The organism is Bacillus sp. AFS015802, from assembly GCF_002561455.1.
Lineage (GTDB): Bacteria > Bacillota > Bacilli > Bacillales > Bacillaceae_B > Rossellomorea.
Window position 1 is genome coordinate 81,936 of the sequence record NZ_NTUP01000014.1, and the last position, 20,607, is coordinate 102,542.

Here is a 20,607-nt window from a genome sequence, read left to right on the forward strand (position 1 = left end):
TAGACTTTTCTGGTCAATCCCTCATTACTATTACTTATTTAGAGCTTTTTTGTAGATGCTTTCATATTTTTCAGCTGCTGCTAGGTGTGAGTATTCATTTTCAATTTTCGTTCTGGCTTTAAGGGCAAATTTTTCTCCCGTTTCCGGATGATCCAGTAGAGAGATGGTGGCATCGGCCAGTTCTTCTACGTTTTTCTCTTCGACGAGCAAACCATCTTCTCCGTGGTGAACAATCTCCTTTAGACCACCTACAGCACACGCGACCAGAGGTGAACCTGATCCCATAGCTTCAAGAGCGGAGATGGACGTTGCTTCCTCGACGCCTGCTGAGTGGACACTTGGTACCAAGACAATGTCACTTAAAGCATAGTACTCTTTCACCTGATCATGTGGGATGGCACCGAGTAGGGTCACGTGATTCTCCAGCTTATTCTCATCCACTATTCTTTTTATTTCAGACAGAGCTTCTCCACTTCCTGCGTAAATCAAATGAACATCAGGATGTTTTTCTAAGATTCTTGGAAGAGCAAGTGCAGGGTAGATTACCCCGTTTTTCTTGGTTAAACGTCTTGGGACGAATAATATCTTCTGTTCTGGGGATATCCCATGTTTCTTCCGGAATTCGTTCTTTTTTTCCTGGTCCGGTTTAAAACTGTGGATATCGATGAAATTCCGGATTGCTGTGGCTTCTACACCCGCGACTTCTTTCACATAGTCTTTTAATCGAGTATCCACTGTGATGATTTCTTTTGTTCCCTTGTATGCTTTGATTTCAATTTCCTTCATATAAGCTGCTTCGGGACTTCCTTCATCTATGGAACCTTTACTGACGGATTCAAATGTCATGTATCCATGGACTGTTGAAACCGTAGGGATACCTGTCTCAAGGGCTGCCAGAGTAGTGAATGGATCCTGGGCGTTGATGAGGTCATAGTTGTTCCCTTTATTTTTCTCGATGAGCTCCTGAAGCATTTTTTTGCGGACGTTGTGAGACCAGATGATGCCTTTTCCTTTTTTCATCTTATTTAAGACGAAGCTCGGACCCTGAGCATATAATTTACGCATGACAGGAGGCACATCGGTGAAGGACAGGACATCTACCTGATGCCCTCTTTCTTCAAGACCCGCTTTCAAAGTCGTTACGTGGGTGGATAATCCCCCTGCGTGAGGATAATCATAGGCAGTTGCAATTAATATTTTCATCATAATCCTCCTATTTGACGAAGTTTTCCTTTAACAGCTCCAGGTTTCGAACCGCTTCGCCTCTCATTGATTGAGCATTTTCCGTAATTATTTTTGAAGCCATATCATGATTTTCCAATAAATATTTTCCGTTTGTTTGCAGATCTTCTACATTTATTTCTTCCAGTACGGAAGAGTATTCCCACATGCCGCTTCTTTTCAGTAAACTTTCTACTTTCTTATCATAAGAGAACCCGATATGAGGAACTCCCATTAAAGTTGAGAAGATTAAAGCGTGAAGTCTCATTCCAATCGTAAGCTGGCACTCTCCAATGAAATTTAAATATTGGTTAGGTGTGAAATCTGTACCCAGCATTAAGCACTTCTCTTTATGTTTCATATGGGAAAGTACTTTCTCACTTGCGTCCCAGTCGTGATGTCCTTCCATCGGAACGAAAACAGGTGTAACCTGTTTTTCTTCTATTAAATAGTCCAATATTTGTGCCGTCTGTTCAAATTGGACCTCTCGTCCAAACCACGGGCGTACAGAAACGGCCACCAGCTTTTCCTCACCTTTAATTGGGAGGGATTCTATACAGCTTCGGTCTTCCTTGCGTTTGAAGGCGAAGACGATGTCTGAAGTGACAACCGTTTCGGGTTTTGTTACTCCCAACTTGTGTAGCAGCTCTTTCGAATATTGATCGCGGACGGTAATGAAATCAGCCAGGTTAGCAAGCTTCATTAATGTTTTTCCCCAACGGGATTTTACAGGTCCAATTCCCTGTGAGAAAAACATGACTTTGGTGCCGCATAATTTCGCTAATAATACAATTAATAAATAATAAGGAAGGGGACCGAATAAGAACTTAGTCGGATATGAGTCCTGCAGGAGTCCGCCGCCACCACTGATTAATAAATCGGCTTCCCTTAAAGCTTTTACTTTTTCTTTATTGCTGTGCCTCCAAGCACGGTATACAGATTTAACATTATGTTCCTTCGCGGTCTGCTCCGGTGATAAAGAAAAAACGGTAATTTCTGGATTGTCAAATTGATCACGTAAATTGTCGATAATCGACTCTAATATGGCCTCATCTCCTGTATTGCCGAGACCGTAAAAACCTGATATAACGAATTTCAAAGAAGTGCTCCTCCTTTTATAGTGGACGAAATAGTCTTTTATTTAGTACATTATACTTTGTACAAAAAATCAAACCTTATTTTATCATTACTATGAATTACTAGCAATGTAACTGATGCATCCTTTTTTTAGTTTTGATATACTATGTTAGAAATTGTCGTTTAAACTCAGATAACGAAATGAGGTTCTCATTATAATGAAAAAAGTTTGTGTTGTTGGTTTAGGATATATAGGATTACCGACTTCAGCCATTTTTGCGAAGGCAGGAATCGAAGTGGTTGGTGTTGATGTAAGTGAAAGAGTCATTGATTTATTGAATAAAGGTGAAATTCATATAGAAGAAGTTGGTCTGCCTGAGCTCATTAAAGAGGTAGTAGCTGATGGGCGTTTGAAGGGTTCCACAACTCCTGAAAAGGCAGATGCCTTTATCATTGCAGTACCGACTCCGATTCACGAGGACAACTCAGCAAATGTGGATTATGTCATCAGTGCGACTAAAGCGATTCTTCCTTACTTAGAAAAGGGGAATGTTGTCATAGTGGAGTCTACCATTCCTCCTAGAACGATGGATGATGTAGTGGCTCCAATCATTAAAGAGCACGGATTGGATCCTTACAAAGATGTTTATTTAGCTCATTGTCCTGAACGTGTACTACCAGGAAGAATTCTCATTGAATTGATTGAGAATACCCGTATCGTAGGTGGAGTCACACCAGAGGCATCAAGTAAGGCCGCAGAAGTCTATCGCACGGTTGTTACAGGAGATATTCTTGAGACAGAGGCAGTTACGGCGGAAATGTCTAAATTAATGGAAAATACATTCCGTGATGTCAATATTGCTCTTGCCAATGAATTGGTTAAAATCTCTGCCAAACTTGGCGTGAATGCTCATGATGTCATCGAACTTGCCAACAGACATCCAAGAGTGAACCTTCATCAGCCGGGGCCAGGAGTCGGTGGGCACTGTCTCGCTGTAGATCCGTACTTTATTGTAGAAAAGGCGGTAGAAGAATCACCGTTGATTCAGACGGCCCGTACGATCAATAATTCTATGCCGGAATTTGTTGTCGAGCAGGTATCTCGATTAACTTGTGAATTGGAAGCACCTAAGCTTGCTGTATTTGGACTAACGTATAAAGGAAATATCGACGATGTCAGAGAGAGCCCGGCGCTGGATATCGCCCAAATGCTTGTGGACGATCAACGCTTTAATGTCAGCGTGTATGATCCCCATGTAAGGGATGAACAGGTACCGTTCACATTGGATTCCTTCGAAGATGCAGTCAACGGGGCTCACCTTGTGGTCATTCTTGCAGATCACAATGAGTTCAAGGAACTCGACTTGACGAAATTGAGAGAACAAATGAAGACACCGGTAGTCTTTGATACAAAGAATTGCTCTCCAATAGGGGAAGAGGTCTTGACTTACCGAATTGGAGACCTGACAAATCTTAAAGCGATACAAGAGTAGGAGATTGACATGAATAAGGAAAATTACTTCGGAGTGAGTGTATCTTCCTACGATTATGAAGGAATTATTGATGATATCCGACACAGAATGGTAGAGGGAGAGAACTCTACCATCATTGCAGTGAATCCTGAAAAAGTCATGGCTGCTGAGAAGAATCCTGATCTCATGGAACTGATTAATTCCGCCACGTATCAAATACCTGACGGGATCGGGATCATCCTTGCTTCCAAGTTGAAAAAAGGAAGTATTCGATCAAGAGTGACGGGTGTGGACATGATGGACCGATTACTAAAATTCGCTGCAGATGAAGGTCATCGAGTCTTTATGTACGGAGCCAAGCCTGAGGTTGTGAACCAGGCAGCTGAAAACATTCAGAAGAAGTATCCTGCCATCACCATTGCCGGTACTCAACACGGATACGAGCAGGATCAACGTAAAGTAGTGGCTAAAATCAACGAGTCAAAGGCGGATATTTTATTCGTGGCTATGGGAAGTCCCAGGCAGGAACTATGGATCCGTGAACATATGGACGGTTTGCATGCGAAAGTGTTTCAAGGTGTCGGGGGTAGCTTTGATGTCTTTGCCGGTCATGTCCAAAGAGCGCCTAAGGTTTATCGGGACATGGGGCTTGAATGGTTTTATCGCTTGATGAAGGAACCTCAGCGCTTCAAGCGTCAGATGGCTCTCCCAAAGTTTTTGGCGAAAGTTTTATTTTCTAAGTAATGAAACAATGATAGTCGGTGATTCTTCACCAGCTATCATTGTTTATTGATTGTTTCCTTGAGGAGGACCTTTTATGAAGGTATTGCATTTAATTAGTGGCGGCGAAACAGGCGGATCAAGAAAGCATGTGGTGACTCTTTTATCCCGGCTGCCGAAGGAGGAAGTGTGCCTGGCTGTCTTCCAAGAAGGCGCACTAGCACAGGAAGCCAGGGAGTCAGGGATTAGGGTGGAAGTGTTTGCTCAGTCTTCCCGCTATGATTTATCTGTATTAAAGAGGCTGGTAACCTTTATTGGAGTAGAAGGCTTTGATATCCTGCACACACACGGACCAAGGGCAAACTTCTTTGGATCTTTCATTAAACATAAAATCTCATGTAAATGGATGACCACGATTCACAGTGATCCAATGCTTGACTTCATGAAATCCGGAATAAAAGGGAAAGTTTTCACGAAATTAAACTTGTTCTCCTTAAAAAGGATCGACTACTTTTTTGCAGTTTCGGAACGGTTTAAGGAAAACCTGATGAAGTTTGGTATCTCAGAGGAGAAAATCCAGGCGATTTATAATGGGATTGAATTTACTGCACCTGTTGAAAAAACCAATCATCTATATGAGGAACTTAATCTTTCTGAAGATGATTTCGTCATGACGATGGTTGCCCGGTTGCATCCAATTAAAGGTCACGAAATGGTATTGAACTCCTTAAAGCAACTAAATAACCCCTCTATTAAGCTTTTACTTGTCGGTGATGGTCCGATTCGGAATGAATTAGAACAAATAGCAGATAAACTTGATTTGGGGAAGAACGTGCGATTTTTAGGTTTCAGAAAAGATATTCAAGAAATTTATTCTATTTCTTCTATTTCATTATTGGCATCATTCAGTGAGAGTTTCCCATTGGTTTTACTTGAGGCTGCCAATGAACAGGTACCAATCATTACGACGGATGTTGGGGGAGTCAGGGAGCTGGTCAAGCCTCCTCTTCACGGATGGGTCGTTCCAGTCGATAATCAACCGAAGTATCAGGAAGCCATGGAAGAGGCTTATCAACTGCATGTAGAGAAAACTTTACCTCTGAAGGGGCAAAATTTGAGAACTTATGCAGAATCGACTTACTCTTTACAACATTTAGCAGAGCTGACAAGAGAAACATATAAGAAGATGATCATTTAGTTTAAATTTACCTTGTCAGTCTATACTGTATCGTGTAAGGTTTTAATGTGTTATGAAAAATAATCATTTGAAAACGTTCAAAGGAGAAAGCTTTCATTATGTCTTATAAGAATTCTTTAACGTATTATGTTACGTTGTTAACGTTATTTATCATTCCTCTTTTTTATTTTAAAACGTATATTGGTCCTTTGCCCCTTTCAGCTGAAATTATCCTGATCCCATTGCTTGTACTGGCTTTTCTGTGGGACTGGAGAAAGGGTTCAATTGAATTTAATGATATTAGCATAAAATGGTTTGTGATTGCTTTTTCTGCTTTCATACTCATTAGTCTTTTATCATTCGCTAAAGCCGTATTTTTTGTTCCTGCTGTAATGGAGACAGGCCGTTATATCTCTTATGTTGTCTTGTTTCTTATCATTTTAAAGGTCAAATTCACGAAGGAACAGTATTTGAACTTTGCTAAAGTTTTTGGGGCGGCAGCAATATTCATTGGGTTATTCGGGGCACTTCAGTATGTCTTTAATTTCTCATTAAATAAAGCCGGGTTGTATGCCTTACAGGAAGCAAAGGGAAGAATCGATTCAACTCTTGTGAATCCCAATTATTATTCTTCTTTCTTGAATTTTATTATTCCGACCCTGGTTTTACTGGCTGTTGTATACTTCAAAGATAAGAAAACACAGTTGCTTTTCTTTGCCATCTACGGCATTTATATTGTAAACCTGATTCTCACTTATACACGTGCAGCGTGGGTCACGATGGTATGTGCATTCCTTATGACCATTGTCATCATGCCAAAGCGTTTCTTGAAAGGAATTTTCAAACCTCATATTCTCATCGCATTCCTTATCTTGGGAGTGTTCGTTTACTTCATGCCTGATGTTCAATCGAGAACGAACTCGGCTGTTTATGCGATCGAGAAATTGGTCTTTAAAGATCAGGCAAGAGAGCACGTAGCCGGTCCTGATGATGAAGGCCAAGATACAGAAGAAGTAGAAGAAGAGCCATCTGTTGAAGACGAAACAACGAACAAAGCAGTCGTTTCCCGTATTACACTGTGGAAAACAGGCTGGGTCATGTTTAAGGATAACCCGATTCTTGGAGTCGGTATGGGGAACTACTATGATCGTTATAAAGAATTCACGATAAAATATCCAGAGCTGGATATTGGTCATGACACTTATTCCGTGCATAACTCTTATATCAAGGTTGCTGCCGAAACCGGGACGCTCGGAATTCTTGCGTACCTTTTGGTGTATGTGATTTACTTCGTCAACATTGCGATTCTTTACTTTAAACAACCGAACACGCTGGGGAAAGTATTAGCAGCCGGCCTGTTTGTCGGATCTACGACATATATGGTACAAAACATGTCGAACAACCTGATGTTTATTCCGCAACTAAACATCATATTCTGGTTAGTCGGGGGATTGGTTCTGACATTCCTGCACCGGAATTATAAACAATTTCAATAAGCACAAAATCTAGGCCCGTGGTGATAACCACGGGCTTTTTTGTGTTGTTTGAGAGGCATATAGTGCGAAAATACCAGGTTAATATCCCGATTTTTTGTTACATTTCTGTAAACTTTATCATCTTAATGGAAAATAAATAGAGAAATATGTAAAAAACAGTTGAAATATCCAACGAGTTTGGTAGAATAGAATTCGAGCTTAATAATTTCTAATTCTAGCAAGTACTACCTAAATAACCTTTATTAACTACATAGTCCTTATATTACCATATTTTAATGAAATATCAGGAATTTTTCTGGGGTTAAGGTCATAGGTTAAGTCTTGTGTGAATTAAGTTATTAACACAACCAATCATTAATCGATCACAAGTCGGTTAAAAATGACAAAATAGTAAACACAAAACAGGGAGGAACTTTTAACATGACTTATCAACCAAAGTCTTATCGCAAGTTCGTTGCGACTGCTGCAACCGCTACTTTAGTAGCATCAGCTATCGCTCCAGCAGCTTCTGCTGCAACATTCACAGATGTATCTGATCGCTACAAGGAAGCTGTTGATTATTTAGTAGAAAACGGAGTAGCTCAAGGTACTGCAGAAGCAAAATTCGGTACTGCTGATTCAATCAAACGTGTTGACGCTGCTGTTATGGTTGCACGTCTACTTGATTTAGAAGATGCTGACGCTCCAGATGCTGGATTCACTGACGTTCCTGATCGTGGACAATGGGCAGTAAATGCTCTTAAAGAAAAAGGAATTATCAATGGTAAAACAGCTACTAGCTTCGGTTCACAAGATTCTATGACTCGTGCTGAAATGGCAAAAGTTATTGCAAATGCATACGAACTAACTGGAAGCGAAGACCTACCATTTACGGATGTTTCAGCTACTTTTGAAACATACGTGAAAGCGATCTTTGAAGCTGGTATTACTCAAGGTAAAACTGATACACAATTCGGATCTAACCAAGATGTAACTCGTGGGGAATTTGCTCTTTTCGTTCATCGTGCTGAAATGATGGAAGATGAAGTTGTTGCTCCTGAAGTTACTAGTGTAAGTGCGATTAACGCTACTGAAGTTGTTGTTGACTTCTCTGTTCTTGTAGATAAAGATAGTGCAGAAACTGAAGCTAATTATGCTATCGGTGCTAATAACCCAAGTTCAGCTACTTTGAATGCTGATAAAAAATCAGTTACTTTAAAGTTTGCTGATGCTACTCAAGTTGAAGTTGACAATGCAGTATTTGTTGTTGAGCCAGTTAAGACAGCTGCTGATACTTCAGTTGAAACAGCTAAATTCACAAAAGTTTTCTCTTATGAAGATACAGTTCGCCCAATGGTATCTGGAGTTTCATATCCATCAAATTCTAGTTCGAAAGTTATGCTATCAGAAGCAGTAAAAGCTACTGATGGTGCTGATTTAGAACAATACATTACTATCACAGATTCTAAAGGAAATGACGTTTCGGATTCTGGTTTATATACATTAGCAACTGATAAAAAATCTTTTGCAGTCAATACTGCGTCATTCACTAAAGATGAAACTTATACTCTTTCAATCGTTGGATTAAAAGACTTAGGAGATAACCTTATCTCTCCAAACCCAGCTGTTGTTTCAATTATTAAAACAGAAGTTGATGCTCTTAAACCAAAAGTTGAAAGTGTTACTGCTTTAGACACAGATAAATTCAAAGTTGTTTTCTCAGAAGCAATTGATACTTCTTCTGATTACTTCACTTATTCTGTTGACGGTGCGGCTGCTGTAGTTGTTAACAGCGGTAATGCAACAATGAATGAAGCTAAAACTGAATTCACAGTTAACTTAGGTTCTGCCTTATCAGCTGGACCTCACTCAATTGCTATCGATGCCTATGCTGATCCATCTTCAAACGACGGTGATGCATTCAGCAAATTAATTAACTTCCAAGCTGACACTACTAACCCATCAGTTGTTTCGACTTCAATTGAAACTGTTAGTAATGTTCGTTATGTAGCTGTTAAGTTCAGTGAAGAAGTTACACTTACTGGTGCTGATCTTGACTTCTCATTCGTTCAAGATGGAGTACTAAACAGTGGAACAATCGATTCTTCTGCCCTTTCACTTTCAGATTTAGATGAAGATGGAATGAATGAAACAGTACTTATCAATACAGAAGATTACGATGGTTCAGGTGCTAAGCTGAAATCTGGTGAATATACAATTTCACTTCCTGCTGCATTAGTTACTGATACTTCTCAAAATACTAATGACAATACTGCTTCTTCAGTAAAAGTAACACTTGGAGATTTAACTTCTACTGATACAACTAAACCTGGTATTTCTTCAATTGCATCACAAGCTTCAAACAATAATACAATTGAAGTAACATTCAGTGAAGAAGTATCAAATGAAACGGCTTTAAATCTTGCAAACTACACAATTGAAGGTAAGCAAGTATTTGAAAAAGCTGTATTTATTGGAGATAAGAAAACTGTACGTTTAACTCTTAAAGAGGGTGCAGTTAAATTGAACGGTGACTATCAACTAGAAGTTATGAACATTAAAGATAAAGCTGGAAATAAAATGGATAACTACACTGTTACCAAGCCATTAACTGAAAATGCTCTTCCTGCTTTAAAAACAGCAGTATTAACAGAAAATGATGTTATTACGCTTACTTTCAGCGAAAATATGAACGTTTCTAGTATTGAAGAAGCTCTTGCAGAGGCAGACTTCAAAGTATTAGTAAATGGCGTTGAAGAAACTGGTGTTACAGAAGCATCAACTGACGGTAAAACATTCACTCTAACTTTAAGTGATGCGTTAACGTCTGCTGAGTACAATTCTACTATCAGCATCAAACCAACAGTTGATTTCGATGTAGAAGATGCTAATGGCAATGCACATCCTACATTTGATTCAGTTGTTGTATCAAAATAATAAAATTAGTAAGAGATGGTTTCTTGCTATAAAAAGAAAAGTCCTGTGGAGAATAACATCTCTACAGGGCTCTTTTTTAAGTACGGAAATTTTAGATGGTAAGTAACTGAGTATAAAATACCAGACTACATTAATTATTATGACTCGCATTCAAAGGCCTTAGCATTATTGATATTAAGGATGTTGAAAGAAATTAACTTGTATTTGAGGTTTTTTTTATTGTTGCGGCGAACCTAATCGGAATTTTGAGTAACACTAAAACCATTTAAATCAAGTTTATTAGGAAATTAAATCAGATTCAGTAATTGGAATTGGTTATAACCAGAATATTCATTTATATCAAAAACCATTTATTATTACCTAAAAATAATTTCATATTCCTGAATATTTGTAGTCTTTATCAACAAACACTAGCATACGAACCCATCCCCTTGTGGTGTGGATTCATATGCTATTTTTTATGGAGGTGAATATAACCGAACTACAATACTTCAGTAAGGAGGTGAACTAAAGTGAAATCAGGAAAACATACAAATTCCATTTACTATGCTCGAAGAGGAATCTACAGTAATAATCATTCCTCGAACCGAAAAATAACTTATGGAACAATTACGATGGAGACAACAGTGTCATATATCAGGACAGCAACCTTAAATCCTGAACAACTTCATCAACAACAAAGTTCCATTCTTGAGTATGTTCAAGAAAACAATCTTAAGCTACTAAAGCAATTCCAAGACATTGCTGTTTCTGGAAGTGATGATCGGAAGGATGGTCTAAAACAAATGCTTGAGTATATTAAGGTTAATGATGTAGATGTAGTTATAGTATACTCACTGAACCGATTCGGAAGAGGTGCTGCAAGTTTATTAGAAGTTCTATTTCAACTTAAAGCAAATGGAACTGAAATTATCACTTTAAATTAATACTTCAGTAAGAATTCTTAGCCCTAGTTATGGTTAAGTGCTTACTGAAGTTTAATTTGATTAAAAAGAGTAGTTGAACTAAGTATGTCAGAAACATAAGTTTACCAATTTACCCAATTAATCATCGATTAAAGTGTTTTCTGTCGGTGCTCGTCACACCGGCAATGAGTTAAGAATTTTTTTATTGTGAAATGATTACCAAGAAGTTAGTTTTTGGATTTACTGCAATTACTAATCAACTAGTTAACTAATTGAGAAGTTAACTGAAAGGCTAGAGTTAACTGAAAGCTAGAGTTAACCTTAACTAGTTAACTAGTGGTTGAGGTGAATTTAAACTAGTGGAAAAAACAATTACCTATGGACGCAAATCCATAAACCCTAAAGGATTTGTCAGCGAGAAAGACAGTATACGCTACCAAGAACAGGTAATGGAAGAGTATGCTCTTAACCACAATATGGAGATTGTAGCGAAATATAGCGACATTGGTTACTCTGGTGCTAACACTCAAAGGCCAGAGTTAATAGAAATGCTCGAATTTCTCCAGAATGAGGAAGAAAAAGTGGATGTTCTCCTCTTCTATACTGTTGACCGGTTGGGCCGAGATTTGAGAAATAACATCAATCTAGTATTACAAATAAGTGATTTGGTGAAAAAAATTGTATTTGTAGTTGAGGGTATAAGCAACGACTATGAGCATTTCAAAATGTTTCTGATATTGAAATCTATAGTTGCTGAGGAAGAACGTATAAATTTGCTCAACCGTTTCGCTAGTGCTCGTTGGACCAAAGTAACGAGCAGACAAATTTTCAATGGAGCAAAGAAGCCCCTAGGATATGTTCAAAAAGGGGAAGAACTAAGAAAAGCAACAATCGAAGAGACGAAAGATCTTAAAGAGATTCAGGGTCTCGAAGCATTAAATTACATTATCCTAGCATATCTCTCGAATCAATCTATCAGTCAGATTGCAAAGAATCTGAGTAGAAACTTTGGATTAACTCGTTCAGGTAAGAAATGGGACAAAAATTCAGTCGCATATATTCTGAGAAATGATATATATGCTGGAATTTTGAGCGGTAGGATGAAAGGAGAAAGATATGAGGTACCAACAAATAAGGTGGAACCGCTACTCTCAAAGACGACTTATGAGTTTATCCAGGCCAGGTTAAAGAACACCATTAAAGGTAGGCAACCGAAAAACAATGCCCTTGCCTTGTTAAGTGTTTGCATTCATTGCTTAAAACCTGTCTCTCAGGTGGGGCCACTGATCAGTTGCCCGGAATGTAAAAGGTCGATGGAGATTGAAGACATCTCCAGTGCAGTTGAGAGAAATTTAATCGATTACCTTTTAGGTAGTTATGAATTTACAGATAAAGAAGGGTATGTGCTAAAAGGATTTCTAGAAGATGAAGCGAGATCTGCTTATCAGGGAAAGAAGCGTGAAGGATATGAATCGCTACTTACTCTAATAAACCAAGGGAAAGTAGACGTTATAGTAGTCACCTTCTTTAACAGACTGGCTCGAAAATCAGAAGATATGCTTAATATCCTTCTACTACTGAAATCGAAAAATATTGAATGTATAAGTGTGGGTCAGGGGAAACGCCTCTCTATGATGAGTCATAATGAAATTGCGATTGAAGCTATTATGGCCGAAGAGGAAGATAAGAATCTTACCAGAAGGATCCATACCTCTAAGGGGATTTCTATAGCAAAGGGAGAATACCTGACTAAACCTGCCTTGGGATATAGAAGAACTGCAAATAGATCCTTAGAGATTGTAGATGAAGAAGCGGAGGTTGTAAGAAGTATCTACAATTATTATCTTGAAGGTATTCCACCAAAGGAGATCGCAAAGCTTTTAAATACTACCCAGGCAGCGGGTAGAAAATGGACCACTCAAACGGTGGAGGATGTATTAACAAATCCTGTGTATACAGGAAAGTATGTTAAAAGAAAAATACTTGAGGACCGTACTGTTGAATTTGAGAAACTGTCTTCAAGTGAGCACGAACCCTTAGTGGACGAGGAAATGTTTTATAGAGTTGCTCAAGAGGTCAACGAAGGCAGGAAAAAGAGAGGAAAAAAGAAATACCAAAAGCATCACCATTTGTTTAAAGGTGTTCTTTGCTGCCCTCAGTGCCATAAAATGATTAACAAAATCAATCAAAATTATAGTAAATATTAGAGGTGTTTTTTCCCATTCTCATTTCCAAAATGACTTGATTGGCATATGTTTTTGGAGAGAGAGATTTGACAACCATCCTTTCCTTTTATAGAAATGGTTAATTTTAATCGCTCAGTTTTTGTGGTAAGCGAACTAGTTATTCTATGGTTTGCTTGACTCCCATAGGAAAAGAGGCTTTTAGTGTATTGAGCTGAAAGAGAAATAGGGGAACGAACATCTATTTGCAGCACTCCATCCCTATTTTCTGGTTTTCCTATGGGATGGGTTATCATGGGTCTGCCTTTTCATTAACCCTGCATTAGATTTTTCTAACACTCCTAATACCCTAAGTATTAAGTTGAAAATAATTTGACCGAAATTATTAGTAGATTAAAATTTTAGGAGGTTATTATTATTAATCATCATGTCAAGGGAGTGGCAAAAGAAGCAATTGAATTTTCTTTAACTTTTAGACAGAAATTAGGAGTGGTAACTTTAGCGTTTGCTATTTTTTCTACATTATCATTTTTAACAACTTACAGTTTTTTGTTTGGTTATTATTTTGGAGGAGAGATAAATAATTCTTTTTCAAACTTTGAAGTTTTTAGAAGGTTTGTACCGTTTGATGTACATACAATCACGTTTACATATTTAATGATTTCTTTATCTGTGGCGTTAATAATCTATTCCCTAAAGTTCTTGAAGGAAAGAGGGTTAACATTCAAATTTCTAGCAGTATTTTGTTTAGCTATCTTTCATCTAATGATGACTATGTTTTTCTCTCAAGAAGTAACTGTCAAAAACGTTTTACTTTTTGGAGCAATATGGGTAATTCCTTTGTTTATCGGGGTCATGTCTTTATTTTTCGTACAAGGTATCAAATCTCCATTTAAAACTTATAGTGGTTCAATTTTAGGCATTGTATCAATAATAATCTCTATTATGCTCTTCAATCCTAATCTACCTGAAGAATGGATATTAATATGGTTAAATGTTTTTCTATTTAGTTTTGGGTCATTATTTTCAAGGTTTTCTTATAATAAATACTGGAACTTTGTTTTTGTTTTCCCTTATATCTCTCTTGCCTTCGCTATCATAATTAGTATTACTAAATTAGAAACCTTCAAAGAGCAAACCGATTTAATAAAGGCTATAATAATGATAGGTATCCCACTAATTATTAGCATTGTGCTCTCAAATTTTTTTAGAAAAAAGTTTAAGGAAAACGACAATCTATTGAAAGCTCCGGATGAGAGTAACTCTATTAGTAGTTTTATCTTAGACATACTTGTCATACTTTTTAATCCTAAAACCAATAAGAGCGCATTAGTCTTTATTATTATAATGCTTTTAGGTGCATATGTTATGACCCCTAGAGTTTCTACTTCAACAGCAAAAATTATTAGGTCATTTACACCACAGAGCGAATTTCAATTTGAATTAATCAGGGTTAAAGACCTTAATGACCTACCAAAAACTATTAAGGGGATAATCGTTGCTGAACATGAAGGAGTTATATACATTTCAAACGAAGGCTGGGAACTTGAACAAATAAAGACTGATAGTTATTTTGTAGAAAAAGAAAACGACTAAAATCCAAAACTTTAATATAGGAAAATTCGAAGTGCTATTAGTGCTAGGAAACAAATAGAATGAACCCTATTCCTTTTACGGTTGGGGTTTGCTATTTTTTCCTCTTTTATTTGTTGGGGAAAAATAGGAATTTATATTATCTGACGTATCTGCATAAGGGGTTTGAAGGGTTGGTAAATTAGTAGAAGAAGTAATCTTTATTGTGGTGAATATGAAAAAATCCATGATCACATTAAACTTTTCTTGGTCTTTAAGTCATTCATGGCTGAAAAAAAAGAGAATAATGCTTCTAAAGAAGTTAAACCAGCGGGATGAATGCTCGTCCTCTTTTCCATAAGAAGTTCTTATGGAGAGTGAACACTGTTAGCTTAAGTGATTTAGAGAATCAAGTGTGTTGAACAACGAAAGGTCTATTCGATCTCCTAATGATGGAGACAAGTTGATGAAGCAGTATCTAGGGGACCTTGTTGCTATTTTGGGGTTGAATGACATTACAAATGATCTTAATGAAACGCAGTAGCTTTTCGCAACTATATATGAATATTTTACCTATAGTAACAATTATTGACTATAAATAATCACTCTATTAAACTATTAAAGAGTCCTATTTTTCAGAAAAATCAATCCAGGACTTTTAAACTATTTAAGGGGGTAAATGAGTATGAAGTTGAACAAATTGTTCATCAATCTAGTCATTTTCTTAATGGCATTTTCCAGTTTTACAATTGGAACGAGTGCTGCCATTAATAAGAATCTACTAGAACAGAATAGTAACAAGAAGACACTCGTAAAATCATTTAGTGATCAGGACGAAGGCAAGTATAATCCGAACGAAAAGGTGAGAGTAATTGTTGAGCTGAAGGATAAGCCGGCGATTTTCTCAGCTCAAAGCATTGGCAAGTCGTACAGCGATCTTTCAGATTCTGTAAAAGAAAAGCTGAAAGAAGAAGCATTAAATGCACAGGAGAAAGTGAAACATGACATAAAGAAAGCTTCTATTAATATGTCTTATCAGGAAAGCTTTACGACCATTGTAAACGGATTCAGTGGGGAAGTGGACTATAAGTCTTTAGAAAAGATTGAGAAACTGTCTAATGTTGGAAAGGTACATATTTCACACGAGTATAAGCGACCTTCTGAGCAGCCTGACATGATTTACAGTAAAGAGCTTGTGAAGGCGCAGCAAACGTGGCAGGACTATGGGTATAAAGGCCAGGGGATGACGGTCGCGGTCATTGATACGGGTATTGATCCGGCTCATAAGGACATGGTTCTCAGTGATGAAACCAAACCTGAAATCTCTTCTGCCATGGTGAACAGACTTAAGAAAGAGAAAGGTCTACCGGGTAAATATTATACGAAAAAGGTTCCTTATGCGTATAACTACGCCGATGAAAATGATCAGGTGTTGGATTTAGGACCTGGTGCGAGTATGCACGGAATGCACGTAGCGGGAACTGTTGGAGCAAACGGTGATGAGGAAAAAGGTGGCATAATGGGTGTGGCCCCTGAAGCTCAGCTCCTTGGACTGAAGGTTTTCGGAAATGACCCGGAAATGCCATCCACCTATAGTGATATTTATATTAAGGCAATCGATGATGCCATCATCCTAGGCGCTGATGTTATCAATATGAGTCTTGGTTCGACGGCGGCATTCGTACTGCCGGATGACCCTGAACAAAAAGCGATTGCAAGAGCAGTGGAAAATGGTGTGTTGATGTCCATTTCTGCAGGAAACTCAGCTCAATTTGGCGAAGGTCACGATAGCCCATTCTCTGAAAATCCGGACATTGGCGTCGTTGGCTCACCTGGATTATCTGCTGATTCCTTGCAAGTGGCATCATTTGAGAATCAGTATTTGGATCTTGGAGGCTTTAACGTAACGGTCGACGGAGAAGAACGTGACGCAGTTGCATTCTTATCCGCAAGTAGCGTAGATCCATCCACTCTCGGGGAGCAACCTTATGAATTAGTGGATGCCGGTCTCGGACGCATGCCTGGAGATTCAGAAGCGAATCCGAATGCAAATGATTTTACAGGGGTGAATCTTGAAGGAAAAGTGGCACTCATACAACGGGGAGAAAGTTCCTTTGTAGCGAAAACATTGAATGCTCAGGAAAAAGGAGCCGTTGCTGTTATCATCTACAATAATACTGGCGGGTTTGTCAGTATGGCAACAGACAATTCCATCGAAATCCCCCAGCTTTTTGTCTTAAAGCAATATGGAGATGAGATAAAAGGATTATTGGATGAAGGGAAAAAGGTAGAAATCGCCTTTAAGGGAGAGAAAGTGAAATCATTGAACCCTGAAGCTGGAAAGATGTCGACTTTCACATCATGGGGAGTGACACCTAACCTTGACTTCAAGCCTGAAATTACGGCTCCAGGTGGAAATATCCTTTCTACCCTGCAAGATAATCAATATGGATTGATGAGCGGTACGTCTATGGCGGCACCACATGTTGCCGGTGGATCAGCCCTTGTTATGCAGAGAGTGGACAAAGATTTTAAACTCACAGGCTCTAAACGCGTGGAAATGACGAAGAATATTCTTATGAATACGTCAAAACCGCAGATGGATAAAGGAACGTACAATGACCACTATCAGACGGGCCTTCCATACTCACCGAGACGAGAAGGATCAGGACTGATGGATCTTCATGCAGCGATGAGTACTCCGGTTGTCATCACAGAAAGTAAATCTGGTTTAGGTAAAGTAGCCCTTAAAGAAATCGGGGATAAGACTGCTTTTACGTTAACTCTTAAGAACGTCAGCAATAAAGATGTGAAATATGTAGCGGACGGAACCGTACAGACGGATCTTGTTTCCGAAGGTTATAACACACTTGAAACTCAAGGGATCTTTAAGAAAGATACGATTAGGGAAGAAGAGCCATTCTTAGGAGAATTCCCGGTCTCGTTTTCTTCATCAAAAGGAATGGAAACGGATAAAGGGTATACTGTTACAGTTCCTGCCGGTGGATCGGTCAATGTCGATGTAACGGTCGATGTAAGTAATACCATTGATTGGTTTAATAACGCTTCATTAGATGAATTGTTTGAAAATGGATACTTTGTAGAAGGATTTATTTCCTTTAAAGACCCACAAGATACAAATCCGGAGCTTTCAGTTCCTTATGTAGGATTCAAAGGGGACTGGGACCAGGCACCGATTCTTGATAACACCATTTATGATGAAAAGTCCTTTTACGGAAAAACAGGTTTAGTCAGCCCGGTTAAAGGAGCAGATAACCTCTATCTAGGAACTAATCCGGTAGAAGAAGAAGCGTATGAAAACAAAGTAGCCTTTTCTCCGAATGGGGACGGAATACAGGATGTCGTATTCCCTGCTTTATCTTTCCTGCGTAATGCTAAGAATGTTTCCTTCTCCATTCTGGATAGTAAAGGAACTTCACTATTAAAGTTAAGAACAGAAAAAGAAATTTCCAAACATTATTATGATGGAGGCTCGGCAGAAGACTTCACCCCGTTTAGCGAAGCAAAATGGGACGGGAAGTATAAAGGCAAAGTGGTAGATGACGGATGGTACTACTATGAAGTGAAAAGCATCGTAGATTATCCAGATGCTGAGTGGCAAACGAAGAAGATGAAAGTCTATGTAGACACGAAAAAACCAACTGTAACGTCATCTTATAATCCTGAAACTGGAAGACTGATGTGGGATGCGGACGACCAGGGGGTTGGAGTTTCCTATGTTGACATTCTTGTCAACGGAAAGAGTATTCTGGAAAAACCATTTTCATCAAGAACGAGCGAATACAAATTGGAGAATGTAGATAAAGACGCAACCATTAAGGTCTTGGTGTATGACTGGGCTGGAAATGTAGGAATCTCAGCTGCTAATAATGGTGATGATGATACGATACCGTTTGTCACTGCTCTTACTCCGGAGGCACTGAGTGTAACCAAGGAGAGAGCGGTCCCGGTTGAAGGATATGTGAACGATGATTCAGATGTGAAAGAATTACTTGTGAACGGTAAAAAAGTATCATTGAAGTGGGATGCAGCAAATAAGCGATATGCATTCAGTACAACCGTTGAATTTAAGGCGGATGGTGTCCAGGACATTAGGTTCTCAGGAACCGATTCCAAAGGAAACCAAATTTCATTTATACGTAAAGTAATGGTAGATTCAACGCCGGCTAAATTGGACGTAAAAGCTTCATACTATACGAGTAAAGCAAATGCCATTCTTGATGTGAACATAGCTGATAACTTCAAAGAACTCCGTTTCTATATTGACGGCAGTGAAAAATATTATCAGGAATTCAGAGAACCTTATGAAATGAAAGCCATCCAAAAGTCACTTAAGGAAGAGGTATCCTTAAAAGATGGTGCTAATCATTTCGAGTTAAAGCTTGTTGATATGGCTGGTAATGAAACAGTGAAAAACATTTCCATCTATCGGACTTTCAAACAACCAAAATCGTTTAAAGATGTATCTTCGACTTACTGGGCAAAGGATGCGATCCAATACTTAAACGTAATGGGCGTCATCAATGGTTATAGTAACGGTGAATTCGGCATTGACGACAGCATCACACGTCTACAGGCTGCCCAAATGATCGTCAGGGATTTGAACTTGAGTACGAAGAATCGTCCTGATCCGAAGCTGAAAGATGTTAAACCTGGCAGCTACGGATACGATGTCATCGCAACGATCGCAGATGAAGGCATCATGACGGGTACATTGGAGAAAATGTTCAACCCTAATCAAACCCTTACCCGTGCCCAAATGGCAAAGATTCTAGTGGAAGGGTATGAACTGGAAGGAAAATCTAAAGATACCTTCAAGGACGTATCCAATAATCATTGGGCGAAAGAGTATATCAATACCCTTTCAGTGAACGGAATTACCATTGGTTATCCAAATAATACGTTCAAACCAAGTGATATTACGACACGTGCACAATTTACAATGTTTTTGGCACGTACGAAAGATGATCGATTTAAATAATTTAGAAGAATGCTATGGGACAAGTTTCCCATAGCATTTTTAATTTTATAGATTTAAAGGAAAATATATGTAATAAAGGAATATGTCCTATAACTTCCCAAATTATATGATAAAATCGTAATAGTGTTTTTGAGAGATTTAGGTAAAAAGTGAAATGACTCAAAGAAATTGATGATCATTACATAAAAGGAAGGGACTACACTATGAAATTATCAAAATCTTATCGTATGTTTATTGCTACTGCTGCAACTGCTGTCTTGGTTACATCTGCCGTTTCTTCATCGGCTGCTGCTTCTTTTACAGACGTATCGGATCGATACAAGGAGGCGGTTGACTATTTAGTCGATCAAGAAATTACAAACGGGTTAACCGATACGACCTTTGGAGTGACTGATCAAATTAAACGTGGGGATGCAGCTGTCATGATCGCGCGGGCTCTCGATTTAGATAGGTCCTCAGCGCCGGAATCAGGATTTACTGACGTTCCTGAGAGAGCACGTGAATCAGTAAATATCCTGAAACAACAAGGTATCATTAATGGTAAAACAGACGTGAAATTCGGAGCGGAAGACACCCTGACCCGTGGAGAAATGGCCATCATTCTTTCCCGGGCATACGCACTCACCGGGAGTTCAATCTTATCATTTACAGATGTAGGGGATCGCTATTTGGATGCTGTTCAGGCAATGGTTTATAATGGCATCACACAGGGGAAAACAGAGACACAATTTGGAACCCAACAAGAGATCATGCGTGGAGAATTCGCTCTTTTCATTTATAGAGCCGAAGGGAATGTGACTCCTGAAGTAATTGAAGTCAATTAGTGAAAGAGCAGCCAATAGGCAGAATTTAATTTAAAGACAAAA

12 protein-coding genes are annotated in these 20,607 nt (G+C 38.6%); 10 read left to right on the forward strand and 2 right to left on the reverse strand.

Annotation, left to right across the window (positions count from 1 at the left end):
- Positions 1 to 30 precede the first annotated feature (30 nt).
- Together CN378_RS10790 and csaB are read right to left on the reverse strand one after the other, a co-directional pair.
- Positions 31 to 1,203, reverse strand: coding sequence for a glycosyltransferase family 4 protein (locus tag CN378_RS10790; protein WP_098351898.1), 1,173 nt, complete (start codon positions 1,201 to 1,203; stop codon positions 31 to 33).
- A gap of 10 nt (positions 1,204 to 1,213) precedes the next feature.
- The gene (csaB, locus tag CN378_RS10795; RefSeq protein ID WP_098351899.1) at positions 1,214 to 2,320 is read right to left on the reverse strand and encodes a polysaccharide pyruvyl transferase CsaB; all 1,107 of its coding nucleotides are present in this window, start codon (positions 2,318 to 2,320) and stop codon (positions 1,214 to 1,216) included.
- Positions 2,321 to 2,516: 196 nt separating this feature from the next.
- Here csaB and CN378_RS10800 point away from each other — a divergent pair, with 196 nt between their 5' ends.
- The 10 genes from CN378_RS10800 to CN378_RS10845 all read left to right on the forward strand — a co-directional run bounded on the left by CN378_RS10800 (position 2,517) and on the right by CN378_RS10845 (position 20,565).
- Entirely contained in the window at positions 2,517 to 3,791 is a 1,275-nt protein-coding gene (locus CN378_RS10800) for a nucleotide sugar dehydrogenase (RefSeq protein WP_098351900.1), read from the forward strand.
- 9 nt (positions 3,792 to 3,800) lie between these two features.
- A complete protein-coding gene (locus CN378_RS10805) occupies positions 3,801 to 4,514 on the forward strand; it encodes a WecB/TagA/CpsF family glycosyltransferase (protein WP_098351901.1) in 714 nt (237 codons plus the stop codon).
- Positions 4,515 to 4,587: 73 nt separating this feature from the next.
- Positions 4,588 to 5,688 carry a glycosyltransferase family 4 protein gene (locus tag CN378_RS10810; protein WP_098351902.1) on the forward strand — a complete coding sequence of 367 codons (1,101 nt, stop codon included), beginning with the start codon at positions 4,588 to 4,590 and terminating at the stop codon, positions 5,686 to 5,688.
- A 98-nt stretch (positions 5,689 to 5,786) separates the two neighbouring features.
- The gene (locus tag CN378_RS10815) at positions 5,787 to 7,163 is read left to right on the forward strand and encodes an O-antigen ligase family protein (RefSeq protein ID WP_098351903.1); all 1,377 of its coding nucleotides are present in this window, start codon (positions 5,787 to 5,789) and stop codon (positions 7,161 to 7,163) included.
- A 420-nt stretch (positions 7,164 to 7,583) separates the two neighbouring features.
- Positions 7,584 to 10,079 carry an S-layer homology domain-containing protein gene (locus CN378_RS10820; protein ID WP_098351904.1) on the forward strand — a complete coding sequence of 832 codons (2,496 nt, stop codon included), beginning with the start codon at positions 7,584 to 7,586 and terminating at the stop codon, positions 10,077 to 10,079.
- Positions 10,080 to 10,591: 512 nt separating this feature from the next.
- Positions 10,592 to 11,005, forward strand: a complete 414-nt coding sequence (locus CN378_RS10825) for a recombinase family protein (RefSeq protein ID WP_098351905.1) — start codon at positions 10,592 to 10,594, stop codon at positions 11,003 to 11,005.
- A gap of 338 nt (positions 11,006 to 11,343) precedes the next feature.
- Positions 11,344 to 13,191, forward strand: a complete 1,848-nt coding sequence (locus CN378_RS10830) for a recombinase family protein (protein ID WP_098351906.1) — start codon at positions 11,344 to 11,346, stop codon at positions 13,189 to 13,191.
- A gap of 414 nt (positions 13,192 to 13,605) precedes the next feature.
- Positions 13,606 to 14,763, forward strand: a complete 1,158-nt coding sequence (locus CN378_RS10835) for a hypothetical protein (protein ID WP_098351907.1) — start codon at positions 13,606 to 13,608, stop codon at positions 14,761 to 14,763.
- A gap of 661 nt (positions 14,764 to 15,424) precedes the next feature.
- A complete protein-coding gene (locus tag CN378_RS10840; RefSeq protein WP_098351908.1) occupies positions 15,425 to 19,741 on the forward strand; it encodes a S8 family serine peptidase in 4,317 nt (1,438 codons plus the stop codon).
- A gap of 203 nt (positions 19,742 to 19,944) precedes the next feature.
- Complete coding sequence (locus CN378_RS10845) at positions 19,945 to 20,565, forward strand: S-layer homology domain-containing protein (RefSeq protein ID WP_098351909.1); 621 nt, start codon at positions 19,945 to 19,947, stop codon at positions 20,563 to 20,565.
- Positions 20,566 to 20,607: the final 42 nt, after the last annotated feature.